The organism is Pseudarthrobacter sp. NIBRBAC000502770 (assembly GCF_006517815.1).
GTDB lineage: Bacteria > Actinomycetota > Actinomycetes > Actinomycetales > Micrococcaceae > Arthrobacter > Arthrobacter niigatensis.
This window is the reverse complement of the sequence record NZ_CP041198.1, coordinates 3,933,829-3,949,075: the sequence shown is the minus strand read 5'-3', so window position 1 is coordinate 3,949,075 and position 15,247 is coordinate 3,933,829. Positions and strand designations below refer to the sequence as shown.

The window sequence follows — 15,247 nt, the reverse complement described above, 5'->3', positions numbered from 1 at the left end:
ACCGGGCCTAGCCGGCGGACGCCGGCGGCCCATCATCCCCGGTGGGCCACTGGCCGCGGGCGCGCAGCACGTCGCGGAGCAGGTCCGCCCGGTCCGTCACAATGCCGTCCACGCCCAGCTGGAGAAGGCGGTGCATTTCGCCCGCATCGTTGATGGTCCACACGTGCACCACCAGGTCCAGGTCATGCGCGCGCCGGATGAAGCCCGGGGTGACAACGGGAACCCGCCCGTAGCGGACGGGCACCTGCAAGGCGTGCACGTCCCGGAGGACCCTGCGCATCAGCCGGTGGAATACCGGCCGGGGAAGTATGGGACCCAGCAGTGTGAACAAGGCATTCGAGGCCACCCCGGCGGAGGAGGCCACCGGCTGGCTGAGCAGCTTGAGTACCGCCCGCCGCCGCCGGTCCGAGAAACTTGTGACCAGCACGCGGTGGTGTACCTGGTGCCGCTCGATCGCGGCAGCAGTGCTCCGGACTGAACTCCAGTCCTTCACGTCCAGGTTCAGCCGCGCGTCAGGAAGCTGGGAAACCAGTTCCTCGAATGTGGGGATGGGTTCCCGGCCGTTGATCCGGGCCTTGGCCACGTCCGCAGCGGGGAGTTCAGCCACCCTGCCCTTGCCGTCGGTGACGCGGTCCAGGGTTTCGTCATGGAACAGCAGCAGCACGCCGTCCGCGGTGGTGTGCACGTCCGTTTCGAGGTACCGGAAACCGAGTTCGACGCCGGCGCGGAACGCGGCCATCGAGTTTTCCAGGCCCTCAGCCGAGAATCCCCGGTGTGCCATCCCGATGGGAAGCTGCCGCCCGGCGTCGTCCGGGTGCTCAAAGAAAGGCAGGCTCACACTGCGAGCCTACCTCCAGTGTTCACGGGTGGAACCCGCCGTCAGTCCAGGCAGCCCGTCTCGCCGCAGGGAACGATGTCCACGCCATCGCCGCAGTGCAGCAGGGTCCGCCCGCGGCCGGCGTCCAGGTGGACCCAGACCGCGGTGTGGTCCGCCGTGATGGTGTCCACCACGCCGCCCGCCTCAAACCCGGGCGCGAACTGGACCCGGACCCGGTCTCCCTGGCGCAGCTGTTTCCAGTGCGGAGCGGGCGTTGCTTTGCGCAGCGGCGCGTCGGCTGCGTGCTGCCTGACGTTTCTTGCCATGGTTGCCCCCTTATCGAGCCGGCGGGAGGGTGCCTGCTCTCCACGCTTCACGCTACGGCGGGAAGGTAAACGCCAGGTGAGCGCGAGCTGTGAAGTTGGGGGTGCCGGGCCCGCACCGCGGGGTCAGGAAAACTGGACGCCCAGGGCGGCGAGCCGCGCCTCCAGGACCTGGGCCACGCCGTCGTCGTCAAAATGCGGCGCCTGCTGCCCTGCCGCGCGGATGGCCTCCGGATGGCCGCTGGCCATCGCGTAGCCGTGGCCGGCCCAGCGGAGCATCTCAATGTCGTTGGGCATGTCGCCGAAGGCCACGACGTCGGCGGCGTCGATGCCCAGTGCGGCGGCGTATTCAGCAAGGGTGACGGCCTTGTTAACGCCCGGCAGGGACAGTTCCAGCATGGCAACGCCCGGTGAGGAGTGGGTGGTGGCGGCCAGGTGTCCGACGGCGGGTGTCACCTCGGCGAGGAAGTCGTCCGGGGTGCCTTCGCGGACGATGGCGAGGAATTTGACCACGGCGTCCTTGTCGGTGAGTGTGTCCCGCAGCGGGGCGGGGGTGAACTCGGCGAGGAGTTCGCTGGATTCGTTTTCGATGAAGCCCGGCTCCAGGTGGAAGCCGGCGAGTGTTTCCGCGGCAAACAGCGCGGCCGGGCGGAGCGCCTTAATGATGCGCCGGGCTTCCATGACGGTGTCGATCGCGAGGGTGCGCGCGGAGACCAGGCGGTCCGCCTCAAGGTCCCAGACCACGGCACCGTTGGAGCAGATCACGCGGCCGGTGTGGCCCAGCTGCTCTTCGAGCGGGTGCAGCCAGCGGGGCGGGCGGCCGGTGACAAACACCAGTTCGACGCCGGCGTCACGGCAGGCGTGGAAGGCCCGGACGGTGCGGTCGCTGATTTTTCCGTCGTGTCCGAGGATCGTTCCGTCAATATCGCTTGCAACCAACCGCATCCTGCAAGTCTACGTGGGGATTGGCCGGCGTCGTCCGGCCGGCGGCCCCCAGGCTGGTGCGCCCCCTGGTTCAGGCGACTCCGCCGGGGTGCCCGATGTCAGTCGCCGGGGCTACACTGAAACTATCGAACATATTTTCGAATAAAGGTGTGTTGTGGGCGTTATTGTCGGTCCCCGCGTGGTAGATGCGGGTGCCTCGTTGTTCTCGGTGCTGATCTCGCCAGTGGCGGTCGCAGCCGGTTTTCCGTCGCCCGCCCAAGACTATTTCGACGGGCGGATCGACCTGAATGCCCACCTGATCAAGGACATCACCAGCACCTTCGTGGTCCGCGTGACCGGGGATTCCATGGAAGGAGCAGGCATCAGCGATGGCGACGAGCTGATCGTCAACCGCGCTCTTGAACCCAAGGACGGGTCCGTGGTGATCGCGGTGCTGGACGGGGAACTGACGGTCAAACGCCTGCGCATCACCGGCACCGGCGTGGTGCTGCAGGCGGAGAACCCAAAGTACCCGGACATCCGCGTACCCGCACTGTCCGAGCTCACCATCTGGGGCGTGGCCACCCGGTGCCTGCATCATGTCTAGGGGGAGCGGTGCCTAAACCAGTCCCCATGCGGCAGATGCCGCAGATCGCGCACGTGGACGTCAACTGCTTCTACGCCTCCGCCGAGCGCGCCTTCGACCCCTCGCTGGAAGGCCGACCCCTGGTGGTGCTGTCCAACAACGACGGCTGTGCGGTGACACGCTCCCCCGAGGCGAAGGCCCTTGGCATCGCCACCGGCGAACCGTGGTTCAAGCTCGCACCGAGGGCCAAGGAGTGGGGCCTGGTGGCCAAGTCCAGCAATTACGAGCTGTACGGGGACATCAGCTCACGGGTCATGGAACTGCTGGGCAGGTATTCGGCATGGTTGGAGGTATACAGCATCGACGAGGCCTTCCTGGGCGTGAAGGGCGGCCCAGACGACCTCCTGGTCCTGGGCCGCCGGATGAAAGAAGCGGTGCGGCGGCATGTCGGGGTGCCGGTCTGCGTGGGCATCGCCCCCACCAAGACCCTGGCCAAGCTCTGCAACAAATGGGCCAAGAACAATCCCGCTTTCGGGGGCGTCTGCCTCTGGGAGGCGGTACCGGCTGACGTCCGGGAACTCCTGATGACCCGGTTGCCTGTGGACGAGATCTGGGGCATTGCCGGCCGGTTGACCAGACGGCTCAACGTGCTGGGAATCTTCACGGTCCAGGACCTTGTCAGTGCGGATCCGGTCATGATCAGGGACAAGTTCTCGGTGGTGCTGATGCGCACCGTCCTGGAACTGCGGGGCACGCCCTGCATCCCCATGGAGGAAGAGCGCATCGGCCGGGACCAGCTGATTTTTTCCCGCTCCTTCGCCACTCCGGTAACGACAGCCGCCGGGCTCCGGGAGGTGTTCAGCGTTTACGGGCAGCAGGCCAGCGCCAGGCTGTCCAAGCACGGCCTGCAGGCAAAGGTCCTCACGGCCTTCGCTGCCACCTCGCCCTTCCGGGACAACGAGCAGGCCTATCCGTCGGTGTGCGTTCCGCTGCCCATGCCCACCGCGGACCCGCTCCTGCTCACCCGGGCGGCGCACGCACTGCTGCCAAACATCAGGGAAGGGCTGAAGTACGCCAAGGCGGGCCTGATGCTCACCGACCTTCGGCCCACCGGCAACCAGCCACCGCTGGAGCCGTTCGAGAACCGGCACGAGGAGCGCGGCATCGGACCCCTGCTGGAACATGTGAGCCATCGCTTCGGGCGCGGCTCAATCGGGCTGGGACATGCGGGAATCAAATCGGGCCTGGACTGGTCCATGAAGCGTGGCATGCGCTCGCCCCGGTACACCACGCATTGGGACGAGCTCCCCGTAGTGAAGGCGGCATGAGGCCCAGTTTTCCGCCGCCGGCCGGGGCTGGCGGCGGAACCTGGTCGCGCGCTAGGCCCGGGACCTGTTTTGAATGAAGTGGAAGATGAGGACGACCACTGCGATGACCAAAAGGATGTGGATGAGGCCGCCGCCAATATTTGCGAGCAGGCCGAGAAGCCAGAGAACGGCGATGATAATAGCGATCCAAAGCAACATGAGAATCTCCTACATTGTTTTTCGTTCGAATTGCTGATTGTTCAAGCCGGCGCTGCACCAAAAGCCGGCGTAAGGAATCCACCCCTGCCTTTCGCTCCGGGCCCCCATGCCACATCTGTTCTTCACGCCCATGTGACGTGATGGTTATCACCATATTTCAGGAAGGGCCAACTGGAAACGGCATACCAAATGGAAATGGGAACGTGTCTCAGCACCTCGCATTCGAGGGGTGGCGGATAAGACGTTCCGGGACGTTTCTTGACCCTCCGCGACGCCGTATTACATATCCGGGTCGCCCCGTGAACCCCCACTACGGGATTGATTGTGGGACGGCCGGGCCATTCGTAATCTCGACTCAGCATCCGCCCCAGCAGAGGAGTTCCCATGGCCGACCAGCAGGACAAGAATTCGCAGAACCAGCAAAGTACAACCCGCATCGTTGCCGGGCAGGCAGCGGGATCCACACGCCCGCTCGGCCTGAAAATCGGCATCGCCGCAGCCGTCCTGGCCCTGATCGGCGGGGGTGCCGCCGTCGCGTCCGCCGTCAACAACGGCAGCACTGCACCAGCAGCCGACGTGGCGCCCACAGGCAACCCGGCGGCCGAGCTGAAGCTTGGCTACTTTGGCAATGTCACCCACGCCCCGGCCCTGGTGGGGGTCAGCAAGGGATTCATCGCCGATGAACTGGGCAGCACCAAGCTCAGCACCCAGGTGTTCAACGCCGGACCCGCCGCCATCGAAGCGCTGAACGCCGGCGCCATCGACGCCACCTACATCGGGCCGAACCCGGCCATCAACTCCTTCGTGAAGAGCCAGGGCGAATCCGTCAACATCATCGCCGGCGCCGCCGCCGGTGGAGCACAGCTGGTGGTCAAGCCGGAAATCACCTCTGCCGCAGACCTGTTGGGCAAGACCCTCGCGTCGCCGCAGCTCGGCGGGACGCAGGACGTGGCCCTGCGTGCGTGGCTTGCCACCCAGGGCTACAAGACCAACGTGGACGGCAGCGGGGACGTGGCCATCAACCCCACCGAGAACGCCCAGACTCTGAAGCTGTTCCAGGACGGCAAGCTCGACGGCGCGTGGTTGCCTGAACCATGGGCCTCACGGCTGGTGCTGACCGCCGGAGCGAAGGTCCTGGTCGATGAAAAGGACCTGTGGGATGGCAAGCTGTCCGGCAAGCCGGGCCAGTTCCCCACCACCATCCTGATCGTGAACCAGAAGTTCGCCGCCGACCACCCGGACACCGTCAAGGCTCTCCTGAAGGGGCATGTGAAGTCGGTCGATTGGCTGAACAGCGCTTCAGCCTCCGACAAGGCCACCGTCATCAATGCAGCACTGAAGGAAGCCGCCGGCGCCGAACTGAAGGCCGACGTCATCGACCGTTCACTGAAGAACATCGTGTTCACCGTGGACCCGCTCGCCGGAACCTACCAGAAGCTCCTGGCCGACGGCGTGACTGCCGGAACCACCAAGCAGGCGGACATCAACGGCATCTTCGACCTGCGGGCCCTCAACAGCGTCTCGGACGGGAAGACCTCCGCCGCCGGGCTCGGCAAGGAATAGGCATCGTCGACTGCTCCGTACCTGCCGTTTTGGGCCGTCAGAACGGCAGGCACGGAGCAATCGATTCCTGCGGAAATCCTGTGCATTTCCGGCGCTGAGGCTCGGGAGCACGCCACTAGGCTATGGAGGTTGGCCCGTGGCGGGCCGCGGGAGCCGGGGGGATGCCAATGCATGGTTACGGGAAGAGCAGCAGGTCAAGGCCGGACATCCCTGGCGAACTTGCCCCACCCAATGTTCGGCGTTCCCCCAGTGGACGGATCCCGCAATGGGCCATCGATGAGGCATTCGGCAAGGCGGAAACACCTCCTTCATGGCGCGCCGGGCCTCCCCGGCCTCGACGGAAGACGTCCTGGGCCTGGTCGAGGAAGCGAGGGCGGCCACAACGGTCGATGCAGTTCAAGACCGTGCTGGGGATCGTCCTGGTTGTCTGCTTGTACTTTTCACCGGCGCTCTTCGACCGCTTGGTTCTTCCGGTCGTGGCCCCCTATTTGCCGGGGGCGAAAATGCCGCCGCCGGGATACGAAGCCGCTTCGGCGCCCTTGGGCACGCCGCCGGCAAGCACAGGCTCCACGGCCTTTGTGCTGCAGGAGTCGCCGAGAGCAACCCAGCCCGTCATCGCCTACGACCCGTGCCGCCCGGTTCATTACGTTGTCCGTCCGGACAACGCGCTGCCAGGTGGCGACGTCCTGATCCGGGAGGCTGTGGCAGCAGTCTCCCAGGCCTCGGGGCTCCAGTTTGTCGACGACGGACCGACGACGGAAGCGCCGTCGGATGACCGTTCGGCCTTCCAGCCGGACCGCTACGGAAAGCGGTGGGTGCCGCTTCTCATTGCCTGGTCGACGCCTGTTGAGACCCCCGGCCTTGCAGGGAATGTGGCCGGCCTCGGCGGGAGCGCCTACGTGGAGGTCGCCGGCCACCCGCTGGTCCTCGAAGCAGGGCAGGTGCGCCTTGATGCCCCTGACCTTGCCGGCATCATCGCCGGCAGGCCGGACGGCGCGGCCGAGGTGCGCGCCATCATCATGCACGAGCTCGGACACGTGCTGGGCCTGGACCACGTCAATGATCCGACCCAACTGATGTACGCCGAGAACATGGGCGTCAGGGACTTCGCTGCCGGTGACCGCGCGGGGCTTGCCCTGCTGGGCAGCGGACCGTGCGTCCCGCAGCTCTAGCGTCTCACCGCATATAAGTGCGGCGAATAGTTGATATCGAAAAGCTTGTCTTCCCCAAATATATGAAGTACTTCACAGTGGTTACAGGACCTGCACCGACCGACCCGCAGCCAGTAACCAAAGGACTTCACCGTGGAAACTCCCCTCTCCCATCTTGCCCACCTCGAGATCACCAGCCCGGACGTTGAGGCCTCGGCCCGGTTCTACGAGGACAAGTTCGGCATGCGCATCATCGACCGCGCGGACGGCAACGTCTACCTCCGCTGCTGGGGCGACTACTACCGGTACAGCCTGGTGGTCACGGAAGGACCCGAAGCCTCCCTTGGCCGGATGGCATGGCGCACCAATTCGCAGGCAGCCCTGGAAGCAGCAGCCCAGCGCATCGAAGCGACCGGGGTGCAGGGCACCTGGACCGCCGGTGGCCATGGCTTCGGCAAGGCCTACGAGTTCACCGGCCCCTATGGCCACCACATGCGCCTCTTTTACGAGGTGGACAAGTTCGTGGCCGAGGCGGGGTTCGAGTCGACCTACCCGGACCGCCCGGAGCGCCGCAGCAACCACGCCGCAGCCCCCCGTTTCCTGGACCACGTCACGGTGGCCTGCTCCGATGTGCGCGGCTTCGCCAAGTGGTACAACGAAGCCCTCGGATTCCGCGTCATGGCCTTCGTGGACCTGGACGAAGCCCCCATCACGGTCTTCTCCGTCCTCACCACCAATGAAAAGTCCCACGACCTGGGCGTGGTGGCTGACACCTCCGGCCGCCCCGGCCGCGTCAACCACATCGCCTTCTGGGTGGACACCACCGAGGACCTGCTCCGCACCGCGGACGTCATGATGGAGCACGGCACCCCGATGGAGTACGGCCCCTCCATCCACGGCGTGGGCGAGCAGAATTTCCTGTACTTCCGTGAGCCGTCAGGGCTGCGCGTCGAGCTGAACTCCGGCGGCTACCGGAACTACGTCCCGGACTGGGAGGCCAACACCTGGAAGCCGTCCGAAGGCTCCAACAACTTCTACAAGAACGGCGCCATGCCGCATTCGATGACCGAGTCCTTCCCGCCGGCCGAAGGCTTCACCGCCACCGAGGAAGGCGCCTCTCCCGAAATGAAGGAAGCCCTCCTGAACCCCTACGCCAAGCACGGCCGGGGCTGACACCATGGCAGACGCACAGTACGCACTCGTCCGCTTCCAGGAAGCCGGGGACAGCAAGGCCCGCGCGGGCCTGCTGGTCGCTGACCGTGTCCTGCCGCTGGACGGGGACATCAACTCCCTGATCGAGCACTGGGACACCACCGAAGCCCAACTGGATGCCCTCGCCGCCTCCGCGGGCGGTGGCACCGGCTTCGCGGCCGCCGACGTCGAAATCCTGGCTCCCGTGGAGCCCGCCCAGATCCTCCAGACCGGGGCGAACTACCGCAAGCACGTGGTCGACCTCGCCGTGGCGCACCGCGAACCGGGCGAAGACGCGGAAGAGGTGCGCGCCGCGACGGCAGCCATGATGGACAAGCGCGCGGGCCAGGGCACGCCGTACTTCTTCATCGGGCTTCCGACGGCGGTCGCGTCCGCCACGGACGACCTCACCCTCCCGTCCTACTCGAAGTCCCACGATTGGGAGCTGGAACTGGCGGCCGTGATCGGGAAGACGGCGTTCCGGGTCACCCCCGAAGAAGCGCTGGACCATGTCTTTGGCTACACCATGGTCAACGACATCACCACCCGCGAGTACGTCTTCCGGAAGGACATGCCTGCTATCGGCTCGGACTGGTACCGCGCCAAGAACGCTCCCGGCTTCCTGCCCACCGGCCCGCTGCTGGTGCCCGCCAAATTCTTCGGCGACCCCCAGGACGTCCAGGTGACGCTCAAGCTCAACGGGAAGGCCATGCAGGACGAATCCACGTCCGACATGATCTTCGGCGTGGCCAAGCTGGTCAGCGAAGCCTCCCAGATCATGCCGCTGCGCCCGGGCGACCTGGTCCTCACCGGAAGCCCCGCCGGCAACGGCCAGCACTGGGGCCGGCTCCTCCAGGACGGCGACGTCATGGAAGGCACCATCACCGGACTGGGCAACCAGCGCATCCTCTGCAAGGACGAACCCGCCACCGAAAGCAGCAAGCATTGACCACCCAGGACACAGCAACCGGCACCGGGGAATCAACCGATTCCCCGGCTATCCGGCGTGAAGATCCGCTCGGCAGCATCCGCGCCATGGCAGCTGCCCACAACAACTGGGGCCGCTGGGGCCAGGATGACGTACTGGGCACCCTGAACTTCATCGACGCCGCCAAGCGCCTCGAGGCTGCGGCGCTGGTGAAGACCGGGGAGGCGTTCTCGCTCTCCCAACCGTTCGATACCAACGGTCCGCAGAAAGGCTGGCGCCGCCGCACGAATCCCGTCCACACCATGACGGACACGGGCGTTGACGCCGAGCGCGGCAACCAGGGCTTCCCGCACGGCTTCGGCGGCGCCGACGACGTGATCGCCATGCCGCTGCAGTGCTCCACGCAGTGGGACGGACTGGGCCACATCTTCGACCGGGGCAAGGCCTGGAACGGCCGCGCCGCCGGCGACGTGGTCACCTCTGAAGGCGACCTGGTGACCGGCATCGAGACCGCCGCGGCGAAGATCGTCACCCGCGGTGTCCTGCTCGACGTCGGGCGCGCGCTCGGTCCCGGACTGGGACGGAACGACGGCGAACTACCGGACGGGTTCGCCATCACCCCCGAGCACCTCGCGCAGACCATCGAACTCCAGGGGCCCAGCTCCGAAGTGCGGCGCGGAGACATCGTGGTGATCCGTACCGGGCAATACACCCGGGTGAGCCGCGACGGCTGGGGCGACTATGCCGGCGGCTCCGCTCCGGGACTGTCCTTCAGCACGGCGCCCTGGCTGCACCGCAGCGAGATCGCCGGGATCGCCACGGACACCTGGGGTTTCGAGGTCCGGCCGAACGAGTTCGACGGCGCATTCCAGCCACTCCACCAGATCGCCATCCCCAACCTGGGCCTGTTCCTGGGCGAGATGTGGGACCCGGACGCATTGGCGGAGGCATGCGCGGCGGACGGCAGGTACGACTTCCTGCTGACCGCAGCACCACTCCCCATTACCGGTGCCGTGGGATCGCCCGTCAACCCGATCGCCGTCAGGTAGCTTTCACAACAACAAACCACCAGCAGGATCGCCGTCAATACAAAGGAGTCAGCGATGGCAGCAGTACAGAACGTCGGAATCGTGGGGGCAGGTGCAGCCGGGCTGGCCGCCGCCATCCTCCTGGCTGACGCCGGAATCCAGGTGGAAGTCCTGGAAAGGGCAGACGCCCCGCAGACCCTGGGATCCGGCATCACGCTGCAGGGAAACGCCCTCCGGATCCTCCGCCGGCTCGGCGTCTGGGACCAGGTGGAGGCAAAGGGTTACGGCTTCAGCACCCTGGGCCTGCGGGCCCCGGACCCGGCAGGCACCGTCCTTGCGGTCCTCGAAGACATCCGCACCGGCGGCGACGACCTCCCCGCCACCATGGGCATGTACCGTCCGGACCTGACGGCCATCCTCCGTGAACGGGCGGAACGGGCGGGGGCCCGGATCAGCTACGGGAAGACAGTCACGGGAATAGCGGACGACGGCGCGTCCGTCACCGTCAGCACCGCCGACGGCGGCACCGCGTCCTACGACCTCCTGATTGGCGCCGACGGCCTGCACTCCGCGGTCCGCAAGGCCATCGGCATCGACGTCGAGCCCAAGCCCACCGGCATGGGCATCTGGCGCGCCTTCGTGCCGCGGCCGGAGGAGGTGGTCCGCACCGACCTGACCTACGGCGGCCCCTGCTTCATCGCCGGCTACTGCCCCACCGGCCCGGACACCATCTACGCCTACCTGGTGGAGAAGGCCCAGGAACGCAAGCACGAGGACGGCCCCCGCATCATGGCCGAACTCGCCGCAGCCTACGGCGGGCCGTGGAACGAAATCCGCGCGAACCTGGACCACAGCGCCCGCATCAACTACACGTGGTTCACCACCCACCTCGTCGACGGTCCGTGGAACCGCGGCCGCACCGTCATCATTGGCGATGCCGCGCACAGCTGCCCCCCAACGGTGGCACAGGGTGCCGCCATGGCCCTGGAGGACGCCGCCGTCCTGGCCGAGCTGCTGATCAAGGCCGACGACGTCACCGAAACCCTGTTCAAGGAGTTCAGCGACCGCCGGCTGGACCGCGCCACGGCAGTGGTGAACGCCTCGGTCCAACTGGGCCAGTGGATGCTTGACGGCGTTCGCGACGCCGATGTGCCCGGCCTGATGCACGGCCTGTCCGTCATGCTGAAGGAGCCGGCATGAGCACCCGTACCGGCACGAACCCCACGGTGGATGTCCACGCCCACATCCTGCTGCCGGCCCTCCAGCAGCTGGTGGCCGAGGCCGATCCGGAGGGCTTCGGCGCGCAGCAGGCCCTGGAGGTGCGCCGCAACGGACCTGAGTCGATGGCGGCCTCGGGCAGGATGATCAAGGAACGGTGGCCGCAGCTGACGGACCTGGACCGCCGGCTGGCCGATATGGACGCCCAGGGCGTGGACGTGCAGCTGGTCTCGCCGTCGCCGTCGCACTTTTACTACTTCGCGGGCGAGGAACTGGCGCTGGAGCTGGCAAAGCAGGCCAACCAGGCAGTCCGTGACTTCGTGGACCGGGCCCCGGAACGGCTCAACGGGCTGGGCCTGGTCCCGCTCCAGCACCCCGGCCTGATGGTCGAAGCCCTGGACCACGCTGTGCTGGAGTGCGGCCTGCTGGGCGTCGAGATCGGCTCCTTCGCCGCCACCCCCGCGGACCCGGAGCGCAGCACGGTTGAGCTCTCGGACCCCCGGCTGGAGGCCTTCTGGTCCCGGGCGGAGGAGCTGGGCGCGCTGGTGTTCCTGCACCCGTTCGGCTGCTCCCTGGATGAGCGGCTGGACCGGTTCTACCTGGCCAACACCGTCTCCCAGCCCGCCGAAAACGCCGTGGCCCTATCCCACCTGGTCTTCAGCGGCGTCCTGGACCGCCACCCTGGCCTCAAGGTCCTGGCGGCGCATGGGGGCGGTTACCTGCCCACCACCCTGGGCCGCTCCGATCATGCCTGGCGGGTCCGGCCCGAGGCACACGGGTGCGCCGAGCCGCCGTCGTCCTACCTGAAGAGGCTCTACTTCGACTCGCTGGTGCACAGCGCGGCCGAGCTGCGGGCGCTTGTGGCCGCGGCAGGCCCCGGGCAGGTGCTGCTCGGCTCCGACTACCCGTTCGACATGGGCTCGGACCAGCCCGTGGCGGAGGTCGTTGAAGCACAGCTCCCGTCGGACCACCGGGCCAGCGTACTGGCCGGAAACGCCGCAGCGCTGGGCATTACGCCCGCTTCAGTCCGCACCGCCAGCCACCCAGCCTAAGGAACAGATTCATGGTCAAGATCGCCCGTTGGAACCACGACGGCGGGACGCAGTCCGGCTTTGTTGACGGCGGGACCTGCTACGTCCTGCCCCAGGGCCAGGACGTGCAGACGCTGCTCGACGCCGGGCTGGACAGGGCGCTGGATATTGCCCGGCACACCATTGGGTACGGTCCTGCCGTTCCCTTGGCGGACGTGCAGCTGCTCGCCCCGCTGGCGCCTGCCACCATCCGCGACTTCGTGGCGTTCGAGGAGCATGTGGAAGGCGTCCGGAAGAGCATCGACGGCGCGGCCGGTGTGGTTCCCGAGTGGTATGAGGCGCCCACGTTCTACTTCACCAACCCGCACACGGTGACCGGGACCGGCGAGGTGATTGGGATTCCGGCCGGCTGCACGGACCTGGACTTCGAAACAGAGGTGGCAGCCGTCGTCGGCCGCGTTCCCGGCAGCGACGGGCGGAACCTGACCGCAGAAGAAGCGCACCGGCACATCTTTGGCTACACCGTACTCAACGACTGGTCCGCCCGGGACCTCCAGCGCCGGGAAATGAAGGTCAGCCTGGGCCCCTGTAAGGGCAAGGACTTCGCCAACACCCTGGGGCCCTGGATTGTCACCGCCGACGAATTCGAGGACCGGCACGATGCCGAGGGGTTCCTGCCCGTCTCCATGTCCGTGCACGTCAACGGAGAACAGATAGGCCAGGACCTGCTCTCCAACATGGGCTGGCCGTTCGCCGAGCTGGTGGCCTACGCCTCCCAGGATTCCGTGGTGCGCCCTGGCGACGTGCTGGGCTCAGGCACCTGCGGGAGCGGCTGCCTGGCCGAGCTCTGGGGCCGGAACGGGGCACAGACTCCCCCGCCGCTGAAAACCGGTGACGTGGTCCGGATGACCGTGGAAGGCCTCGGCAGCATCGAGAACACCATAGGTGACCGCCGCGAGGCCGTGACATTGGTCCGGGCCCGGATCCGGCCGCGGAACCGCAGCATCCAGCCGGCCCCCGTGGCCTCCCCCTAAAGGAGAACTGAGAATGACAGGTCAACCGTTGAGGGTCGGCATCTTTGGAACCGGCGGCATCGCCGAACGGGCCATGGTGGAACCCTCCACCCTCGTCGACAGTGTGCAGGTCATCGCGGTCGGCTCCCGCGACCCTGAGCGTGCCCGGGCCTTTGCCGACCGGTTCGGGATTGAGGCGGCCGGTGACCACGCCAGCGTGATGGCGAATCCCGACGTCGACCTCGTATATGTGGCACTCCCGCCGACGGCCCATGCGCAGTGGGCGGTCGCCGCGCTGCGCGCAGGCAAACACATTCTTTGCGAAAAGCCGCTCTCCGCCAACGGAACCGACGCGCGGGCCATTGCCGACGCTGCCGAGGCCACAGGTCGCTCGGCGTTCGTCGGATTCCATTACCGGCTTCACTCGTTCACCCAGCGGCTGCTCGACGTGATCGGATCGGGTGTGCTCGGCGACATCGACGACGCCTCGATCGACTTCAGCATCCCCCACTTTGTGGTGAAGCCCGGCAACATCAGGCTGAACGGCGACCTGGGCGGCGGGGCCGTGATGGACGTCGGCTGCTACGCCATCGACCTCCTGCGGGCGGCATGGGGCGAGGCGCACGTCGTATCGTCGTCGGCCCGGCTGTACGACGGCGATCCCCGCGTCGATATGCAGACCGATTTCGTGCTGGCGTTCGATACGGGCATCAGAGCACGGGTCCGGGCCTCGTTCCTGGGCGATGACGAAGGTCAAATGTCGCTGACCATCGTCGGCTCCGCAGCCACCCTGCACGCGACAAGCGTCATCGTTCCGCAGTGGGGAGCCACGCTGCGCGTCACCGCCGGCGAGAACCTGCTCATCGACGAAAAGGCCATGGAGGGTGAATCGAGTTACGTCGCCCAGCTTGAGCACCTCGTGGACGTGCTCGCCAGCGATGGCCCGTCACCCCTCACGGCAGCGCACGCCACTGCCACGATGGCCCTCGTCGACGACGTCTACCGCGCCGCTGGGCTGCAGCCCCGCTGAGGTGACGCCCAACTGGCACCCCACCTTCGCCACGGTCATGCCGTGCCCCAGCAGCCCATCTGTCAGCCCGGCAGCACAGCCGACCACCCGCCGTCGACCATCAGGTTGGCTCCGGTCACGTAGGACGCTTCGTCCGAGGCAAGGAACAGTGCGCACTTTGCCACTTCCTCAGGTGCGCCGATCCGCCCCAGCGGGATGCTGCCGGCGATGGTTCGCATGGGGTGGCCGGCAGCGAGGAGGTTGCCCTCTGTGGCAGCGGTGCGGATCATTCCAGGGCTGACGGCGTTCACGCGCAGCCCATGCGGCGCCCCTTCGGCAGCCAACTGCTTGGTCATGGCCACCACTGCGCCCTTGGCGGCGGTGTGTGCCAGCCGGCCGTTGGTCATGGACCCGGTGACGCCTGCCGTGGAACCCACCAACACGATGGCCGCGTTATGCGCCTGGATCAGCTGCGGCCAGAAGTACTTCACCGGCAGGAACACCACGTCCATTTCGTGTTCAACGTTCCACTTCCAGTCGGCATACGTGAGCTCCTCGACGGGGGCGAACCGGGTGACGGCGGCGTTGGCGTACAGGATGTGGACCTGGCCGTGCTGCGCTGCGACGCCTGATGCCCAGGCAGCCACCGCTGCCTCGTCGGTCAGGTCCACCCGTGCACTGCTCATATGCCCGCCGCCGGCGGTGACCGCCGCAACCGTGGCCTCGGCGCCGTCGTCATCCATGTCGCAGCCCACCACGTACGCTCCTGCCTCGGCGAAGGCCAGCGCGGCGGCCCTGCCCTGGCCGCTGGCCGTTCCGGTGATGACGGCGGTCTTGCCGGCCAGGCGCTGGGTGGAAACGGGCATGGAGGTTCCTTCCGGAGGGTCTTTCCTTAAGACTGTCGCAGGGAAGGTCCGTGCCGGGAACGGCGTTCCGGGT

At 67.0% G+C, this 15,247-nt stretch carries 16 protein-coding genes; 11 read left to right on the top strand and 5 right to left on the bottom strand.

Features of this window, described 5'->3' with window-relative positions; genetic code table 11:
* Positions 1-7: 7 nt before the first annotated feature.
* From NIBR502770_RS18790 to NIBR502770_RS18780, 3 genes are all read right to left on the bottom strand, one after another.
* On the bottom strand, positions 8-838 hold the full coding sequence (locus tag NIBR502770_RS18790) for a glycerophosphodiester phosphodiesterase (protein WP_371416473.1): 831 nt from the start codon (positions 836-838) through the stop codon (positions 8-10).
* Positions 839-879: 41 nt separating this feature from the next.
* Positions 880-1,143, bottom strand: a complete 264-nt coding sequence (locus NIBR502770_RS18785) for a hypothetical protein (protein WP_141182959.1) — start codon at positions 1,141-1,143, stop codon at positions 880-882.
* A gap of 123 nt (positions 1,144-1,266) precedes the next feature.
* On the bottom strand, positions 1,267-2,085 hold the full coding sequence (locus NIBR502770_RS18780) for an HAD family hydrolase (protein ID WP_141182958.1): 819 nt from the start codon (positions 2,083-2,085) through the stop codon (positions 1,267-1,269).
* 154 nt (positions 2,086-2,239) lie between these two features.
* On the opposite strand from NIBR502770_RS18780, the gene NIBR502770_RS18775 reads away from it, so the two are divergent.
* A complete protein-coding gene (locus tag NIBR502770_RS18775) occupies positions 2,240-2,671 on the top strand; it encodes a LexA family transcriptional regulator (RefSeq protein ID WP_141158651.1) in 432 nt (143 codons plus the stop codon).
* Positions 2,672-2,697: 26 nt separating this feature from the next.
* Entirely contained in the window at positions 2,698-3,978 is a 1,281-nt protein-coding gene (locus tag NIBR502770_RS18770) for a Y-family DNA polymerase (protein ID WP_210418969.1), read from the top strand.
* 51 nt (positions 3,979-4,029) lie between these two features.
* Here NIBR502770_RS18770 and NIBR502770_RS18765 read toward each other — a convergent pair whose 3' ends face one another.
* Positions 4,030-4,176, bottom strand: a complete 147-nt coding sequence (locus NIBR502770_RS18765; protein ID WP_141158652.1) for a lmo0937 family membrane protein — start codon at positions 4,174-4,176, stop codon at positions 4,030-4,032.
* 384 nt (positions 4,177-4,560) lie between these two features.
* On the opposite strand from NIBR502770_RS18765, the gene NIBR502770_RS18760 reads away from it, so the two are divergent.
* From NIBR502770_RS18760 to NIBR502770_RS18720, 9 genes are all read left to right on the top strand, one after another.
* Positions 4,561-5,739 carry an ABC transporter substrate-binding protein gene (locus NIBR502770_RS18760; protein ID WP_141182957.1) on the top strand — a complete coding sequence of 393 codons (1,179 nt, stop codon included), beginning with the start codon at positions 4,561-4,563 and terminating at the stop codon, positions 5,737-5,739.
* 389 nt (positions 5,740-6,128) lie between these two features.
* The gene (locus tag NIBR502770_RS18755) at positions 6,129-6,911 is read left to right on the top strand and encodes a matrixin family metalloprotease (RefSeq protein ID WP_246857324.1); all 783 of its coding nucleotides are present in this window, start codon (positions 6,129-6,131) and stop codon (positions 6,909-6,911) included.
* 132 nt (positions 6,912-7,043) lie between these two features.
* Positions 7,044-8,063 (top strand): VOC family protein, encoded by a 1,020-nt coding sequence (locus tag NIBR502770_RS18750; RefSeq protein ID WP_141182956.1) that lies wholly within the window; start codon positions 7,044-7,046, stop codon positions 8,061-8,063.
* Positions 8,064-8,067: 4 nt separating this feature from the next.
* Positions 8,068-9,030 carry a fumarylacetoacetate hydrolase family protein gene (locus NIBR502770_RS18745; RefSeq protein ID WP_141182955.1) on the top strand — a complete coding sequence of 321 codons (963 nt, stop codon included), beginning with the start codon at positions 8,068-8,070 and terminating at the stop codon, positions 9,028-9,030.
* A complete protein-coding gene (locus NIBR502770_RS18740) occupies positions 9,027-10,058 on the top strand; it encodes a cyclase family protein (RefSeq protein ID WP_141182954.1) in 1,032 nt (343 codons plus the stop codon). Before NIBR502770_RS18745 ends, NIBR502770_RS18740 begins: the two co-directional genes overlap by 4 nt.
* A gap of 54 nt (positions 10,059-10,112) precedes the next feature.
* Positions 10,113-11,237 (top strand): FAD-dependent monooxygenase, encoded by a 1,125-nt coding sequence (locus tag NIBR502770_RS18735; RefSeq protein ID WP_141182953.1) that lies wholly within the window; start codon positions 10,113-10,115, stop codon positions 11,235-11,237.
* The gene (locus tag NIBR502770_RS18730) at positions 11,234-12,307 is read left to right on the top strand and encodes an amidohydrolase family protein (RefSeq protein ID WP_141182952.1); all 1,074 of its coding nucleotides are present in this window, start codon (positions 11,234-11,236) and stop codon (positions 12,305-12,307) included. Before NIBR502770_RS18735 ends, NIBR502770_RS18730 begins: the two co-directional genes overlap by 4 nt.
* An 11-nt stretch (positions 12,308-12,318) precedes the next feature.
* Positions 12,319-13,320, top strand: a complete 1,002-nt coding sequence (locus NIBR502770_RS18725; protein WP_141182951.1) for a fumarylacetoacetate hydrolase family protein — start codon at positions 12,319-12,321, stop codon at positions 13,318-13,320.
* Between the two features lie 13 nt (positions 13,321-13,333).
* Complete coding sequence (locus NIBR502770_RS18720) at positions 13,334-14,329, top strand: Gfo/Idh/MocA family protein (protein WP_141182950.1); 996 nt, start codon at positions 13,334-13,336, stop codon at positions 14,327-14,329.
* Between the two features lie 62 nt (positions 14,330-14,391).
* On the opposite strand, the gene NIBR502770_RS18715 is transcribed toward NIBR502770_RS18720, so the two are convergent.
* The gene (locus tag NIBR502770_RS18715) at positions 14,392-15,174 is read right to left on the bottom strand and encodes an SDR family NAD(P)-dependent oxidoreductase (RefSeq protein ID WP_141182949.1); all 783 of its coding nucleotides are present in this window, start codon (positions 15,172-15,174) and stop codon (positions 14,392-14,394) included.
* Positions 15,175-15,247 lie beyond the last annotated feature (73 nt).